Genomic DNA, 15,844 nt, shown 5'->3' with positions numbered 1-15,844 from the left:
TAGGGAGCGGGAGTTGGCCGCTGCCAGCCCACTGCGAAAGTGCCCACGATCGAAACGACAGGATGATGGTCTGCCGCGACGCCGCGTATTCCTGACAGCACACCCGTGCACTCTGTGTAACCGGAGTCCGATGGTCAGGGTGGGGTACTCGCGAGGGGACGTTCTCTTGTGGGAGGTGGGATCGTGGGCACCTCGGCCGACCGCATCGCGGATCCCTGGGGCGCGCGCACCCCGTACGACCCCGGCACGCCCTGGCCGGTCCGGACGGACACCCACCTGCGGGCCGGGATCGCCGAACGTGACGTGGAGCGGTGGGTGCAGTCCGCCTCGCTGCTGCACTCCAACGGCGACGCCATGGACATCGCCGTGCGCGAGGGCCGCATCGTAGGAGTGCGCGGCCGGGCCGTCGACCGGGTCAACCGCGGCCGTCTCGGCCCCAAGGACCTCTACGGCTGGCAGGCGAACGCCGCCGCGGACCGGCTCACGAGGCCTCTGGTCCGCCAGAACGGCAGGCTGGTGGAGTGCGACTGGGACACCGCCATGGACCGGATCACGGCCCGGACCAGGGAACTGCTGGACGACAAGGGCCCGGGCTCGATCGGCTTCTACACCACCGGGCAGCTGTTTCTCGAGGAGTACTACACCCTGGCCGTCCTCGCCCGCGCAGGCATCGGCACCAACCACCTGGACGGCAACACCCGCCTGTGCACGGCGACGGCCGCCGAGGCACTGAAGCAGACCTTCGGCTGCGACGGGCAGCCCGGCAGCTACGAGGACATCGACCACGCCGACACCGTCGCCCTGTTCGGGCACAACATGGCGGAGACGCAGACCGTGCTGTGGATGCGGCTCCTGGACCGTCTGGAGGGCGGCGACCGGCCCCGGCTGGTCTGCGTGGACCCCCGGTTCACCCAGGTCGCCCGGCGGGCCGACGTCCATCTGGCTCCCCGTGCCGGGACCAACGTCGCGCTGCTCAACGCACTGCTGCACGAGATCATCCGCACCGGCCGCGTCGACCGGGCCTACATCGACGCGCACACCACCGGCTTCGAGGAACTCGCGGCCCTGGTCGAGGGGTGCACGCCCAAGTGGGCGGCCGGGATCTGCGACGTGCCGCAGGCGCAGATCGAGCGGGCCGCGGAGATCCTCGGCACGGGGGAGCGGCTGCTGTCCACGGTCCTGCAGGGCGTCTACCAGTCCCACCAGGCCACAGCGGCCGCCGTGCAGGTCAACAACCTGCACCTGCTCCGTGGCATGCTGGGCCGCCCCGGCTGCGGACTGCTGCAGATGAACGGGCAGCCCAGCGCCCAGAACACCCGCGAGTGCGGCGCCGACGGCGACCTTCCGGGGTTCCGCAACTGGCAGAACGACCAGCACGTGGCCGACTTGGCCGCCGTGTGGAACGTACGCCCGGAGAAGATCCCGCACTACGCGCCTCCCACGCACGCCATGCAGATCTTCCGGTACGCCGAGCAGGGCTCGATCGGCATGCTGTGGATCACCGGCACCAACCCGGCCGTGTCCCTGCCCGAGCTGTCCCGCATCCGGTCGATCCTGGCGCAGGAACGGCTGTTCGTGGTCGCGCAGGACCTGTTCCTCACCGAGACCGCGCAGCTCGCCGACGTGGTGCTGCCCGCGGCCACCTGGGGCGAGAAGACCGGCACCCTCACCAACGCCGACCGCACCGTGCACCTGTCCGAGAAGGCGGTCGAACCGCCCGGCGAGGCCCGCCCCGATCTCGACATCTTCCTCGACTTCGCGGCCCGTATGGACTTCCGCGACAAGGACGGCGGGCCGCTGATCACCTGGCACGACCCGGAGTCGGCGTTCGCGGCGTGGCAGCGGTGCAGCGCCGGCCGCCCCTGCGACTACACGGGCCTCGGCTACGACCGGCTGCGCGGCGGCAGCGGCATCCAGTGGCCCTGCACCGGACAGGCGCCCGACGGCACCGCGCGCCTCTACACCGACGGCATCACCTTCGCCCACCCCGATGTCTGCGAGAGCTACGGCAGGGACCTGGTCACCGGGGCGAGCGTGGAGCCCGTCGAGTACCGGTCGCTCAACCCGGACGGCAAGGCGGTCCTCAAGGCGGCGGAGTACCTGCCGCCGCACGAGGACGCCTCCGACGACTGTCCGCTCCAGCTGATCACCGGCCGTACGGTGTACCACTTCCACACCCGGACGAAGACCGCTCGCGCGCCCGAACTGAACGCCGCCGCGCCGGACGTCTGGGCGGAGATGTCGCCCGCGGAGGCCTCGGCCCAGGGGCTCACCGACGGCGACCTGGTGCAGGTCACGACCCCACGCGGAGCGGTGCGGGCCAAGCTGCGCACCACCGCCATCCGCGACGGCATGGTGTTCCTGCCCTTCCACTACGGCTACTGGGACACCCCGGCCGGCCACCGTCCGCCCGACGACGGCCCGGGCCGCGCCGCCAACGAGACCACCGTCACCGACTGGGACCCGGTCTCCAAACAGCCGCTGTTCAAGACCGGCGCGGCGCGCGTCACCCTCGTCGCCCGCCGCACGAGTGACACCGGCACGGAGACCGACGAGGCGGGGAGCAGCGCGTGACCGGCATCAGTACCACCCTCCGCCTTCTCCACGACGGTGAGCGCGACCTGGAGCAGGAGCTGCTGGCCGCCGCAGCACGGCACCGCACCGACCACGAGTTCCACCATGTCGCCCTCGATGTCGCCCGCTGGTCCCACGAGCACGCGGCCCGCCTCGCGGACGCGGGCCGCGACCACCGCCTCGACCTGTCCGGCCCTCGTGACACCCCGCCGTCCGGCGCGCCGGCCGCCCTCCGGGAGAAGGTGTCCCAGGTCCTCGGCCGACGCCCCGAGACCGGTCTGCTCCTCCTGTACGACCTGCGCGACCTCCACCTGGCGGCCGCGCGGAACTCGCTCCACTGGGAGATGCTCGCCCAGGCGGCGCAGGCCACCCGGGACGAGCCGCTTCTGGCGCTGGTCAGCGACTGCCACCCGCAGACGCTCCGGCAGCTCCGCTGGACCAACACCATGATCAAGAACCTGGCTCCGCAACTCCTGACCAGCGTCTGAGGCCCCGGCCCGTCACCGTGGCTGGGCGGCGATCATGGTCCGGTACCAGTGGTAACTGTCCTTCGGCGTCCGCTCGAGGCTGTCGTAGTCGACGCGGACGATCCCGAAGCGCTTGCCGTAGCCGAAAGCCCACTCGAAGTTGTCCAGGAGGGACCACACGTAATAGCCGCGGACGTCCACGCCGGCGTCCATCGCTGCCCGCAGTGCGGTGAGATGGTCGCGCAGATAGGCGACCCGGTCGCTGTCATGGACGGCCCCGTCGGGACTCACCTCGTCCGCCTCCGCCGATCCGTTCTCGGTGATGTGGAGCGGCGGCAGGGCGTCGCCGTACCGCTCCTTGAGCCGCACGAGCAGATCGGTGAAGGTGCGGGGCGCGACGGGCCAGCCCATGGCGTTGTACCGGACGCCGGGCAGGGGCACCTCCGCGTACCGGTTGTCGGTCGCGACGCGCCGCTCCGGGTCGCTCTCGCGGTACGGCGCGTCGGCCACCACGATCGGCCGGTAGTAGTTGACGCCCAGGAAGTCCAGCGGCCGGCTGATCAGTTCCAGGTCGCCGTCCCGACGGAAGTCCTGGCCGGTGATCAGTTCGCCCCAGGTGTCCTCCTCGCCGGCCGGGTAGTGGCCGGCCAGGATCGGCTCGGTCCACACGAGGTTGTGCTGGGTGTCGGCGCGGGCGACGGCCGCCCGGTCGGCGGCAGAGCCGGTGGCGGGCAGATTGTGGTCGAGATTGAGGGTGATGCCCACCTCGCGCACCCCGGCCGCCCGCAACGCCCGCACGGCCAGGCCATGCCCGACGAGCAGATGATGGGCGGCGGCCAGCGCTCCCCGGCCCTCTCGGGCGCCGGGCGCGTGTCGGCCGACCGAGTAGCCGAGGAAGGCGCTGCACCACGGCTCGTTGAGGGTGATCCAGCGTGGCACCCGGTCACCCAGGTGCCCGGCGACGACCGCCGCGTACTCACCGAACCGCTCGGCGGTCTCCCGCACCCGCCAGCCGCCGCGGTCCTCCAGAGCCTGCGGCAGATCCCAGTGGTAGAGCGTGACGGCGGGTTCGATGCCGGCCGCCAGCAGGGCGTCGACCAGCCGCGAGTAGAAGTCCAGCCCCTTGGGGTTCACGGGTCCGGACCCGTCCGGGACGATACGCGGCCAGGCGATCGAGAAGCGGTAGGAACCCACGCCCAGCGCTCGCAGGAGCGCCACGTCCTGCGGATACCGGTGGTAGTGATCGCAGGCCACATCACCGGTGTCCCCGTTCGCCACCAGGCCGGGGGTGTGGCTGTAGGTGTCCCAGATCGACGGACCACGGCCGTCCTCGTGCACCGCGCCCTCGACCTGGTACGAGGCGGTCGCGGCCCCGAACACGAAGCCGGGTGGAAAGCTCGGGAAGTCAGTCATGCCCTCCACGATGCCCATTCGACCGTCCGTGGACGCGAAGAGTCTCGTTAGTCTGGATATGCGGGGGATTGATCGGCGGGAGAGACTCATGGGTGACCGTTACGACTACGACCTCGGCACGCACAGCCGTCCCGTCACCACCTCCTCCACCGAGTCCCAACTCTGGTTCGACCGTGGCCTCGCGTGGACGTACGGCTTCCATCATGAGGAAGCCGTCGCCTGCTTCGAGAAGGCCGCCGAGGCCGATCCGGAGTGCGCGATGGCGTATTGGGGGATCGCCTACGCACTGGGTCCGAACTACAACAAGCCCTGGGAATTCTTCGACGGCGACGAATTGGTGCGGACGGTAGAACGCACGCACAGCGCCGTCGAACAGGCCCATGACCGAGCCGGTCGGGCCACCCCCGTCGAACAGGCCCTGATCGGAGCGCTGCGGGCCCGCTACCCGCAGGCGGAGGCCGTCGACGACTGCTCCGTGTGGAACGAGCCCTACGCGGACGCGATGCGCGCGGTGTACGAACTCGCGCCGGACGACCCGGACGTCGCCACCCTCTACGCCGACGCACTGATGAACCTCACCCCGTGGCAGCTGTGGGACCTGGCCACCGGGCAGCCGGCCGAAGGCGCACGGACCGTGGAGGCCAAGGCGGTCCTGGACAGTGCCCTCGGAACCGACGCGGGTGCCCGTCACCCGGGGATCCTGCACATGTACATCCACCTGATGGAGATGTCCCCGGCACCGGAGCGGGCACTCACCGTCGCCGACCGGCTGCGCGGGATGGTGCCCGACGCGGGACACCTGCAGCACATGCCCTCGCACCTCGACGTGCTGTGCGGCGACTACCGCCGGGTCGTCTCGGCCAACAGCGACGCGATCGCCGCCGACGAGAAGTATCACCAGCGGGCCGGCGCGATGAACTTCTACACCCTCTACCGGGCGCACAACCTCCACTTCAAGATCTACGGGGCGATGTTCCTCGGCCAGTCGCAGACCGCCCTCGACACCGCCGCCCAGCTGGAGGCCGCCATCCCCGAGGACCTGCTCCGGGTGCCGAGCCCTCCGATGGCCGACTGGCTCGAAGGCTTCCTCGCCATGCGGGTCCACGTCCTGATCCGCTTCGGCCGCTGGACCGACATCCTGGCCCTGCCGGCCCCGGCCGACCCCGAGCTGTACGCCGTGAGCACCGCCATGCGGCACTACGCCCGCGGCGTCGCCCGCTCGGCCACCGGCGAGATCGATCGTGCGGAGACCGAACGTGAGCTGTTCCGGGAAGCGGTGCGCCGGGTGCCCGAGACCCGGATGCTCTTCAACAACACCTGCCACGACATCCTCGCCGTCGCGGCGGCCATGCTGGACGGCGAGCTCGAATACCGCAAGGGCAACCACGACCTGGCCTTCGCCGCCCTCGAACGGTCCATCGCACTGGACGACGGCCTGCCCTACGACGAGCCCTGGGGCTGGATGCAGCCGACCCGCCACGCCTACGGCGCACTGCTGCTGGAACAGGGCCGGGTGGACGAGGCAGAGGCGGTCTACCGCGCGGACCTCGGCTTCGACGACACCCTGCCCCGCCCCCTCCAGCACCCCGGCAACGTCTGGTCCCTGCACGGCTTCCACGAATGCCTGATCCGGACGGGCAGAACCGCAGAGGCGGCCCTCGTGGCACACCAGCTCAAACTGGCGACCGCCCTCGCCGACGTACCGATCGAGGCGTCCTGCTTCTGCCGCCTGGACACCGCGCCCGGTGCTGAGGCGGCGGAGGGGGGCTGCCACTGACCCCGGCACCCGCCTGCCGACGGCCGACGCGGGCCCCGCCCTGCTCATGTCCTGTTCTCCGGCCTCCGCATCAGGACGACGCCGTACACGACGAGCCACACCACCCACATCAGCCAGCCGACGAGACCCAGGAGCCCGAGCGGGCCGACGTGGTCCATGACCAGGGGGGTGAGCACGGCCGAGGCGAACAGCAGCGTCGCCGACACCAGCCCCCATCTGCCGTGCCACGGCCGGAGCAGCCCGGCGCGCAGGCCTCCGACGGACAGGCCGACCAGGGCGAGCGCCAGGAAGGTGCCGTTGAGGGTGAACAGGGCGTCGTGCAGCGCCCACAGGCTCGTGTCCGCGCGGACGCCGTCAGCGGCTGTCGACGCGAGTGCCAGCCGGATCGCGATGACCCCGGCGAAGACGGCGTTCTGCAGGACGAGTCCGGCGAACCCGACAAGGGCCCACGCCTCACCCCGGTCCCCCTCGGACCGCCACAGCGCACGCACCGCGCCCGCCCCGAACAACGTGGCCAGTACCCAGGCCGCGGGCGTGACCGCGGAGCCGATGCCGACGAGGCCCCCGTGCGCCCGGAAGAACTCGTCCACCTCCCCGATACCGGCACCGGTGCGCGGCAGGCCGGCCGGGACCAGCACCACGTTCCCGGCGACGACGAGAAGGGCGAAACCGACGGCGGCCAGGCCACTGACCCGGGCGAAACTCATGGTGGAAGGGGTGCTCTCCGAAAGTTCGCGTAACATATATTGATTATAAGCAGCGTAAAGTGACTGAGGGGAAGGGCATGAGCGAGGAGCCGGGGCGACGGCGGTACGACTCCCTGCGCCGCACGGCGCAGGCTCAGCAGACCCGCGCCGACATCGCCCGAGCCGCGCTGGAACTCTTCGTCTCCCGGGGCTGGGCGGCGACGACGGTGCGGGACGTGGCTCGCGAGGCGGGGGTCTCCGTACCGACCGTCTACGCGGCCTACGGGAACAAGGCAGGGCTGACCCGGGCCCTCGCCGACGCGGCCGACCTCTCGGCCGACGTCCCGCGGTTGATCGCCGAGCTGGAGTCGCCCACCACGGACCCCGCCCGGCAACTCGCCGCGATGGCCGGTTACGACCGGCGCCTGTACGAGCGCGCCGGCGGCGTCATCACCCTCGTACGGGAAGCGGGCCGCTCCGAAGCGGAGTTGGCCACGCTCTACCACGACAGCCGGGTCCGCGGTGACCGGACGCGGGTGCAGGTCTTCTCCTCCTGGCCGACCGGCGTCCTGCGCTCCGACCTCGACGTGCCGTCCGCGGTCGACGTCTACGCGGCGCTTTGCAACATCGACGTCTACACCGTGCTGACCGGTGAGCGCGGGTGGTCGCCCGACCGGGTGGAGCAGTGGTGGTGCCGGGCGCTGGTGCGTGAACTCCTGAACTGAGCGGGACCAGGAGTTCCTGGTGGATGCCGCGGGCTGACACGCCGTCGACCGGCGCGTCCGTCACACGCCGACGGCAGGTGACGCCTCCGGAGGGAAGTGGCATGCCGCGCCGTGGCCGGGCCCACCGGGCGGCGGGGCGGGGACGACCTCGGCGCACAGGTCCTGGGCCCGCCGGCACCGGGTCCGGAAGCGGCATCCGGAGGGCGGGTCGGTCGGTGAGGGGATCTCACCGGTGAGCACGACCCGCTGCCGCCTGCGTCCGCCGCCGGTCACGGGGGAGGGCACCGCCGACAGGAGCGCCTCGGTGTACGGGTGGCGCGGCTGCTCATAGACCTCTTCCGTCGGCCCCGTCTCCACGATCCGGCCGAGGTACATCACGGCGACCCGGTCGGCGAGGTGCCGCACCACGGACAGGTCGTGCGAGATGAACACGTACGACAGCCCGTCCCGCAGGTCGCACAGGAGGTTGAGGACCTGTGCCTGCACCGACAGGTCCAGCGCGGAGACGGGTTCGTCGCAGACGATCACCTCCGGCTCCAGCGCCAGGGCACGGGCGATCCCGATCCGCTGCCGCTGCCCTCCGGAGAACTCGTGCGGGTGACGGCCCGCGTCCGAGGCGCGCAGGCCGACCATCTCCAGCAGTTCGGCCACGCGTGCCGCCCGCCGCGCGGCCGGTACCAGGTCGCGGTGGGTCAGCCAGGGTTCGCCGATGAGGTCCGCCGCGCTCAGGCGCGGGTCGAGTGAACCGAACGGGTCCTGGAACACCATCTGCACCTTCCGGCGCCAGGCGAGCAGCTCCCCACCCGACAACGCGAACGGGTCCACTCCCTCGTACCGCACCGTGCCGGCGTCGGGCCGCTCCAGCCGCGTGCACCGGGTCTCAACTCGTCCCGCCTCTTGACGTGTTGATTGCCGTCCTAAAACATTCGGGAAACTCGATTGGTTCTGCGCGGTTCTGTTCGCTCCTGAAGGGAATCCATGTCCAGCAGACATCGCCTCGCCCGGGCTTTGGCGGTCACCGTCCCTCTGGCCCTCGGCGCGGGACTCGTCACCGTGCCTCGCGCGGCTGCCGCTCCCGCCGCCGAACCGTCCGGCAGCGCGGTCACGGTACGGATCGACCCGTCCTACCGGCAGCAGGAGTTCGAAGGGTGGGGCACGAGCCTCGTCTGGTTCGCCAACATCACCGGCCGCTACCCGGAACCCATCCGGCAGAAGCTCGCCGACATGCTGTTCGGCGACGACGGCCTCCGCCTCAACATCGCGCGCTACAACATCGGCGGCGGCAACGCCCCGGACGTCCGCAAGGACTACATGAAGACCGGCGCGACGATGGACGGCTTCTGGAAGGCCCCCGAGGGCACCACCCGGGAGGACACCGACTGGTGGAACCCGGACGACCCCGAGCACTGGGACTGGTCCGCCGACCCGGGCCAGCGCTGGTGGGTGGACCGGGTGAAGAAGAAGGTGACCCGCTGGGAGGCGTTCAGCAACTCACCGCCCTGGTTCCAGACCGTCAGCGGCTACGTCTCGGGCGGCTTCGACGCGAACACCGACCAGATCCGGGCGGACCGCGTCGACGACTTCGCCACCTACCTGGTCAAGGTGACCGAGCAGCTGGAGAAGAAGCACCGCATCAGGTTCGACACCATCGCCCCGCTCAACGAGCCCAACACCAACTACTGGGGCACCCAGCTCGGCCCCGACGGACAGCCCAGGGGCGGCCGCCAGGAAGGCGCGCACGCCGGACCGGAACTCCAGCAGAAGGTCGTCCTGGCCCTGCGCCGCGCCCTCGACACGGCGAAGACCCGCGCCACCGTCTCCGCGATGGACGAGACCAACCCCAGCACCTTCGTCCGCAACTGGAACGCCTACGACGACTCCGCCCGCGCCGCCGTCGACCAGCTCAACGTGCACACCTACGGCACCGGCATGCGCACCAGTGCCCGGGACAGCGCCAAGGCCGCCGACCGTCCCTTCTGGATGAGCGAGGTCGAGGGCACCTGGGGCACCGGCACCGACTTCACCGGCATGGAACCCGGGCTCGGCATCGCCACCCGGATCGTCGACGACATACGTGAACTCGAGCCCTCCGCCTGGGTGTTGTGGCAGCCGGTCGAGGACGCCATCCCGCAGGCGCAGGCGGGCAAGAACTGGGGCAGCATCCACATCCCCTTCAACTGCACGGCGAAGGACACCCTGGAGACCTGCCCGGTCAAGGCCAACACCAAGTTCCACACGCTGCGCAACTTCACCCACCACATCCGCCCCGGCGACCACTTCGTGAAGGCCGACGACCCCTCCAGCGTCGCCGCCGTCCGCGGGTCCGGTCGCGGAGCGACCGTCGTGCACGTCAACAACGGCACGACCCCGCGCGCCGTGACCCTGGACCTGTCGCGGTTCCGGCGCGTCCCCCACGGCGCCACCGTGACACCCGTGGTGACCAGCGCCGACGGCGCCCTTGTCCGCGGCACTCCCGTGCGGGTGAAGAACGAGTCGGCCACCGTGACCGTCCCGGCGAAGTCCGTCACCACCCTCCTCGTCGACGGCGTCTCGGGTACCGACAAGGACGCCGCGCTCGTCCAGCCCGGTCATGTCTACCGCCTCCAGGGGGCCCAGAGCGGAAAGTCCCTGGCCCCGGCAGCCGACGGCGACGGTGTCGTCGTACGGACGGCCGACCCGGCCGCCAAGTCCCAGCTGTGGTCCGTGCGGCGGCTGACCCGCGGGGACGGCAACCGCGAGCGCTACGCCCTCGTCAACGCGGAGACGGGCGGCCGTCTAGCCGTACGCGACAACGAGGCCGTGCTGGAAGAGACCGACACACCGGGCGCGCAGTGGATCATGTCGACCACCGGGGACGGCACCTGGACCTTCGTCAACGCCGCCACGGGACGGCTGCTCGACGTCGTCGGTCAGTCGACGGCGGACGGCGCCCGTGTGTCGGCCCACCTGCCGACCTCGAACGCGAACCAGCGATGGGGCGTGACCGACGAGACGGTGCTGCGTACCGAGCCGGCCAGGGCGTTCACCGTGCCCGGCCGCGCGCCCGAACTGCCCGCAACCGTGACGCCCGTCTTCCGCGACGGCGCCCGCGGCGCGCTCCCCGTGCAGTGGAATTCGCCCTCCGACGCCCGCTGGAACAAGCCCGGAACGGTACGGGTGAAGGGCCGGGCGACCGACGCGCTCGGCCGGACCGTCCCCGCCGAGGCGGTCGTCACCGTGGACACCATCGCCTCGACGCTTCCGGCCCGGGCCAAGACCTACACCGGCGGACGGCCCGAGCTGCCCGCCACCGTCACCGGCGTCGGCCGGCACGGCGGAACCGCCGACCTCCCGGTCACCTGGGACCCCGCACCCGACGGCGCGTACGACGACGCCGGGGTCGTGACCCTGCGCGGCACCGCCCGAGTCCCCGGCGGCACCACCGCGGCGGCGACCGTACGCGTCCAGGTCACCGCACCCAAGGAGGCGAACGCCGCCCTCGACGACGGCGTGACCGTCGGCGCCACCTCCACCGAGAGCGGCTACTCCGCCGAGGGCCTGCGCAACGGGAACACCTCCGAGAAGGCCTGGTCGAACTGGAAGTCGGGCACGAAGAACCCGTCCGACACCATCACCTTCACCCTGCCGGGGCCCCGCGACCTGACCCGCGTCGTGACCCACTTCCACCGGGACGGCACCAACGTCAGCTTCGCCGAGTCCCTGAAGGTGCAGGTGCGCGGAACCGGAGGCGACTGGACCGACGCGAGCGACTCCGTCCCCGTCGGCACCGAGGGCACACCCGTCGCCGACGTTCCGGTGCGCACCTCCGGCCCGGTGACCGGGGTGCGCGTGGTCATGACGGCCCGTCCGGGCGGCTACATCACCCTCGGAGAGATCGAGGTGCACGCCAAGGCACCCGGCGCGTCCGCGGACGCCGCGGCGGCGGCGATCGAGGTCGACGGCGTGCCGATCGACGGCTTCGACCCGGACCGGACGAGCTACCGCGTGACCACCGACCGGCCGGACCGGGCGAGGATCACCGCCACACCCCGCGACCCGTACGCGACCGTGACGGTCCGTGAGGACACCGCACAACGGGCCCAGGTCGTCACCGTGCGCAGCGAGGACGGTGCGCGGACCCGGCAGTACAGGATCGAGCTCACCCGCTCCTGACACATGAGAACGCGGGGCGTGCCGGCCGGACACGCCCCGCGTCGTCCTCGGGGATCAGACCGCCGGGGCCGGGTACGTCGGGTACTCCACCCCGGACACGTGCTGCACGACCCGGATGACCTGGCAGGAGTAGCCGAACTCGTTGTCGTACCAGAGGTACAGGATCGCGTTGTCACCCTCGACCTTGGTGGCGCCGGCGTCGACGATCGAGGCGTGGCGCGAGCCGATGAAGTCGCTGGAGACGGCGTCCGGCGCGCTGATGAAGTCGATCTGGCGCTTCAGCGGCGAGGTCAGGGACACCTCGCGGAGGTAGTCCAGGACCTCCTGGCGGTCGGTCTCACGGGCGAGCTGCAGGTTGAGGATCGCGATGGACACGTCCGGCACCGGGACCCGGATGGAGCTGCCGGTGATCTTCGCCTTGAGGTCGGGCAGTGCCTTGGCGACGGCGGAGGCGGCGCCCGTCTCCGTGATGACCATGTTGAGCGGCGCCGACCGGCCCCGGCGCTCGGACTTGTGGTAGTTGTCCAGCAGGTTCTGGTCGTTGGTGAACGAGTGGACGGTCTCCACGTGACCGCGCCGGACTCCGAACTCGTCGTCCATCGCCTTCAGCGGCGGCACGATGGCGTTCGTGGTGCAGGACGCGCAGGACAGGATCTGCTCGTCCGGCTTGATGGTGTCGTGGTTGACGCCGTGCACGATGTTCGGGACGTCGCCCTTGCCGGGCGCGGTCAGCACGACCTTGTCGATGCCCGGGCGCAGGTGCTGCGACAGGCCCTCGCGGTCACGCCACTTGCCGGTGTTGTCGATGAGGATGGCGTCCTTGACGCCGTACGCCGTGTAGTCGATCTCGGACGGGTCGTTCGCGTAGATGACCTTGATCGCGTTGCCGTTGGCCACGATCGTGCTGGTCGCCTCGTCGACGGTGATCGTGCCCTGGAACTGGCCGTGGATCGAGTCGCGGCGCAGCAGCGAGGCGCGCTTGATGATGTCCTGCTCGCCTCCGCCGCGGACCACGATGGCCCGCAGCCGCAGACCGTTGCCCGAACCGGCCTTCTCGATGAGCAGGCGGGCCACGAGCCGGCCGATGCGGCCGAACCCGTACAGGACGACGTCGCGTCCCTCGCGGCGCTCGATCTTGTTGGCTCCGGTGGCCCCGGCGACGGCCTCGGCGGTGAACTCCGCGACCGACAGACCGCGGTCGTCCTCGCGGTACGTCGCGGCGAGCATGCCGATGTCGATCTGGGACGGCCCGAGGTCGAGCTCGGCAAGCGTCCTGAGGAACGGCAGCGTGTCGGTGACCGAGAGCTCCGCGCCGGCGATCTGCCGGGCGAACCGGTGGGTCTTGAGGATGCTGACCACCGACTTGTTCACCAGGGAGCGGCTGTGCAGCAGGACGGTCACGTCCCGCTCCCGGTGCAGCTTCCCGATGATCGGGATCATCGACTCCGCGATCTCCTCGCGGTTCTTCCAGTTGGTGAACGAGTCGTCGTTGAGAGTCACGAATCCATCTTTCGAGCTAGGCGGCGCTCATATGTTAAACCGTCGATTTCCGGATCATGAACGGGGTCCCACAGCGGGGCCCGGTCCGCCTCCGCGAGCCCCCCGCCGCCTGGCCTGAGACGATCGGAGCGGAGGTGCCACGCGAAAGGGACGCTCATGGACTACGACGCCGTGGCCGACGAGCTGTACGCCGCGCGGCCGGAGGACTTCACCGCCGCCCGCGCCCAGGCCGTGGCCGCCGCCCGCACCGCCGGAGACCGCGAACTCGCCGACCGGATCGGCACCCTGCGCAAACCCAGCCTCGCCGCGTGGGTCAGCAACCTGCTGGTCCGCAGCCGGCCCGGCGAGGTCGAACCCCTGCTCCGGCTCGGTGAGGGCCTGCGGCGGGCCCACCAGGACCTGGACGGCACCCAGCTGCGCGAGTTGAGCCGCCGGCAGCACGCGCTCATCCGCGCCCTGTCCCTGCAGGCCCGGCAGCTCGCCGCGGAGGCCGGTCACCGGATCAGCGAGAGCGTGCAGCGCGAGGTCGAGAACACCCTGCACGCCGTCCTCGCCGACCCCGAAGCGGCCGAGGCGTGGGCGAGCGGCCGGCTCGCCAAGCCGCTCAGCGCGACCGTCGGATTCCCGGCCGCCGCCGGGGGCGCCACGCCGCGGCGCGACACGGTACCCGCGAAAGCCGCACCCTCCCGCCCGGACAAGAAGGCCGACGCGGAACACCGGCGACGACTGGCCAAGGCCCGTCAGGAGGCCGAGGCCGCCGAGCGGGACCTGCGCACGCGGCAGGACGAGGCGGCGGCCGCCGGCCGGGCGGTGGAAGCGGCGAAACAGCATGTGGAGCGCCTCCAGAGGCAGGTCGGCGAGCTCACCGAGGAACTCGAACGCACCCGGGGGGAACACCAGCAGGCCCGTTTCGCCGAACGCACGGCCCGGGAAGAGGCGCGCACGGCCGACCGCCGTGTCCGCGAAGCCGACCGCCGGGCCGCGGCGGCCGCGGCCCAGCTCGGACGCCTGACCTCATCGGAGACGTGACGAACCGGTGTTGCCGAGTCGGGCGCCTGGACCGTGCGCGGGGTGCCTCGCGGGACCGCCCACCGCGCGGGGCGGCCGTACGCCCCGGCCGCTGAGAGCCTCCGTCAGGGGGAGAGGGCGCCGGTGAGGAGGGCGCCGGCGGTCATCACGAGCGTGGTGGCGAAGGCCCAGCGGAAGATGAACCGCTGGTGCTCGCCGAGCTGGACGCCGCTCATGCCGACCAGGATGAAGGTGGAGGCGGTGAGCGGGCTGAGCGGGAAGCCCGTGGTCATCTGGCCGAGGATGGCCGCCCGCGCGACTTCGGCCGGATCGGTGCCGAAGCCGTGCGCGGTCTCGGCGAGCACGGGCAGGACACCGAAGTAGTAGGCGTCCGGGGTGAAGACCAGACTCAGCGGCATGCCGGTGACAGCCACCAGCACCGGCAGATGCCCGCCGAGGGAATCCGGTATCACGGACACGAGCGCCTCGGCCATCTCGTCGATCATGGCGGTCCCGGTGAGAACTCCGGTGAACACACCGGCGGCGAAGATCATGGTGGTCACGAGGACCACGTTCTTCGCATGCTTGTCGAGCAGCGCCTGCTGCTGTTCCCACGTGGGGTGATTGACCAGGAGCGCCACCGTGAACCCGAGGACGAACAGCACCGGCAGCGGCATCACCTCCAGGATCAGGGCGACGAGGAGCACGACGGTCAGCACCAGGTTGAACACCGTCGGCCAGAGCCGCGGCGGGTCCGCCACCCGGACGGCACCGGGCCCGTCGCCGGGCGCGCCGGCGGCCGTACGAGCGGGCTCGACGGCGACGGCCTCCGGGCCGGGCACGTTGATCGTGCCGAGCCGCCGCCGCTCCCGGCGGCCGATCAGCCAGGCCGCCACCAGGACCCAGGCGATGCCGAGCCCCATCGCGGGCAGCACCGGGGTGAAGACGTCCGAGCTCTCCAGCTTCAGCGCCGCCATGGCACGCACCGTGGGCCCGCCCCAGGGCACCATGTTCATCACGCCCGCCCCCAGGCAGACGACCCCGGACAGCACCAGCGGACTCATGCCGAGCTTCCGGTAGACGGGCAGCAGCGCGGACACGGTGATCAGGAACGTGGACGCCCCGTCCCCGTCCAGGGCCACACACAGCGTCAGGACGGCCGTGGCGACCGTGATGCGCAGCGGATCCCCCTTGGCCAGCCGCAACAGACTGCGGATCAGCGGGTCGAACAGGCCGGCGTCGACCATGAGGCTGAAGTACAGAACAGCGAAAGCGATCATGATGCCGGTGGGCGCCACCTTCGACAGCCCGTCGAGCACCATCCCGCCCAGCTCTCCCGCGAACCCGCCCACCAGCGCCGCCAGCACCGGAAGCACCACCAGAGCGACCAGCACCGAGACGCGTCTGGTCATGGTGAGTACCAGGAACAGGGCGATCGTGGCGAAGCCCAGGGCTGCCTGCATGGTGACGCTCGCTTTCTCGGGGGCGGTCCCCGGCGGCGCGCAGCGTGGGCGTACGGGGATAGCCGAGAGTGTCGAAGCG

General features: G+C 71.2%; 10 protein-coding genes and 1 pseudogene. 6 read left to right on the top strand and 5 right to left on the bottom strand.

The features are described 5' to 3' along the window. Positions 1-183 precede the first annotated feature (183 nt). Positions 184-2,574 carry a molybdopterin oxidoreductase family protein gene (locus tag IE97_RS0103300; RefSeq protein ID WP_030230553.1) on the top strand — a complete coding sequence of 797 codons (2,391 nt, stop codon included), beginning with the start codon at positions 184-186 and terminating at the stop codon, positions 2,572-2,574. Continuing rightward, positions 2,571-3,062 (top strand): hypothetical protein, encoded by a 492-nt coding sequence (locus IE97_RS0103295; RefSeq protein ID WP_030230551.1) that lies wholly within the window; start codon positions 2,571-2,573, stop codon positions 3,060-3,062. Before IE97_RS0103300 ends, IE97_RS0103295 begins: the two co-directional genes overlap by 4 nt. 12 nt (positions 3,063-3,074) lie before the next feature. Here the strand turns inward: IE97_RS0103295 and IE97_RS0103290 are convergent, their stop codons facing one another. Continuing rightward, positions 3,075-4,454 carry a GH1 family beta-glucosidase gene (locus IE97_RS0103290; RefSeq protein ID WP_030230549.1) on the bottom strand — a complete coding sequence of 460 codons (1,380 nt, stop codon included), beginning with the start codon at positions 4,452-4,454 and terminating at the stop codon, positions 3,075-3,077. Positions 4,455-4,542: 88 nt separating this feature from the next. Between IE97_RS0103290 and IE97_RS0103285 the strand changes: the two genes are divergently transcribed. Beyond that, on the top strand, positions 4,543-6,231 hold the full coding sequence (locus tag IE97_RS0103285) for a hypothetical protein (RefSeq protein WP_030230547.1): 1,689 nt from the start codon (positions 4,543-4,545) through the stop codon (positions 6,229-6,231). Between the two features lie 44 nt (positions 6,232-6,275). Here the strand turns inward: IE97_RS0103285 and IE97_RS0103280 are convergent, their stop codons facing one another. Further along, complete coding sequence (locus IE97_RS0103280) at positions 6,276-6,938, bottom strand: hypothetical protein (RefSeq protein ID WP_037834318.1); 663 nt, start codon at positions 6,936-6,938, stop codon at positions 6,276-6,278. 77 nt (positions 6,939-7,015) lie between these two features. On the opposite strand from IE97_RS0103280, the gene IE97_RS0103275 reads away from it, so the two are divergent. Continuing rightward, entirely contained in the window at positions 7,016-7,642 is a 627-nt protein-coding gene (locus IE97_RS0103275; RefSeq protein ID WP_030230543.1) for a TetR/AcrR family transcriptional regulator, read from the top strand. Positions 7,643-7,702: 60 nt separating this feature from the next. Here IE97_RS0103275 and IE97_RS0103270 read toward each other — a convergent pair. Beyond that, positions 7,703-8,506, bottom strand: a pseudogene (locus IE97_RS0103270) (oligopeptide/dipeptide ABC transporter ATP-binding protein); the annotation flags it as partial. 114 nt (positions 8,507-8,620) lie between these two features. Between IE97_RS0103270 and IE97_RS0103260 the strand changes: the two are divergent. Beyond that, a complete protein-coding gene (locus IE97_RS0103260) occupies positions 8,621-11,794 on the top strand; it encodes an Ig-like domain-containing protein (protein WP_030230539.1) in 3,174 nt (1,057 codons plus the stop codon). Between the two features lie 54 nt (positions 11,795-11,848). Here IE97_RS0103260 and IE97_RS0103255 read toward each other — a convergent pair whose 3' ends face one another. Continuing rightward, positions 11,849-13,294 carry a glyceraldehyde-3-phosphate dehydrogenase gene (locus tag IE97_RS0103255; RefSeq protein WP_030230537.1) on the bottom strand — a complete coding sequence of 482 codons (1,446 nt, stop codon included), beginning with the start codon at positions 13,292-13,294 and terminating at the stop codon, positions 11,849-11,851. 156 nt (positions 13,295-13,450) lie between these two features. Here IE97_RS0103255 and IE97_RS0103250 point away from each other — a divergent pair, with 156 nt between their 5' ends. Beyond that, the gene (locus IE97_RS0103250) at positions 13,451-14,323 is read left to right on the top strand and encodes a hypothetical protein (protein WP_030230535.1); all 873 of its coding nucleotides are present in this window, start codon (positions 13,451-13,453) and stop codon (positions 14,321-14,323) included. A gap of 104 nt (positions 14,324-14,427) precedes the next feature. On the opposite strand, the gene IE97_RS0103245 is transcribed toward IE97_RS0103250, so the two are convergent. Next, a complete protein-coding gene (locus tag IE97_RS0103245) occupies positions 14,428-15,765 on the bottom strand; it encodes a CitMHS family transporter (RefSeq protein ID WP_030230531.1) in 1,338 nt (445 codons plus the stop codon). Positions 15,766-15,844 lie beyond the last annotated feature (79 nt).

It is taken from the genome of Streptomyces sp. NRRL S-455 (assembly GCF_000717875.1).
Classification (GTDB): domain Bacteria; phylum Actinomycetota; class Actinomycetes; order Streptomycetales; family Streptomycetaceae; genus Streptomyces.
Note: the sequence above shows the minus strand (reverse complement) of the source record. Positions and strands in the feature narration are given on the sequence as shown.

Excerpts from the sequence above, each read along its gene's own strand:
- IE97_RS0103290 (WP_030230549.1), bottom strand. The coding sequence starts at position 4,454 with ATGACTGACTTCCCGAGCTTTCCACCCGGCTTCGTGTTCGGGGCCGCG.
- IE97_RS0103285 (WP_030230547.1), top strand. The coding sequence starts at position 4,543 with ATGGGTGACCGTTACGACTACGACCTCGGCACGCACAGCCGTCCCGTC.
- IE97_RS0103280 (WP_037834318.1), bottom strand. The coding sequence starts at position 6,938 with ATGAGTTTCGCCCGGGTCAGTGGCCTGGCCGCCGTCGGTTTCGCCCTT.
- IE97_RS0103275 (WP_030230543.1), top strand. The coding sequence starts at position 7,016 with ATGAGCGAGGAGCCGGGGCGACGGCGGTACGACTCCCTGCGCCGCACG.
- IE97_RS0103260 (WP_030230539.1), top strand. The coding sequence starts at position 8,621 with ATGTCCAGCAGACATCGCCTCGCCCGGGCTTTGGCGGTCACCGTCCCT.
- IE97_RS0103250 (WP_030230535.1), top strand. The coding sequence starts at position 13,451 with ATGGACTACGACGCCGTGGCCGACGAGCTGTACGCCGCGCGGCCGGAG.
- IE97_RS0103245 (WP_030230531.1), bottom strand. The coding sequence starts at position 15,765 with ATGCAGGCAGCCCTGGGCTTCGCCACGATCGCCCTGTTCCTGGTACTC.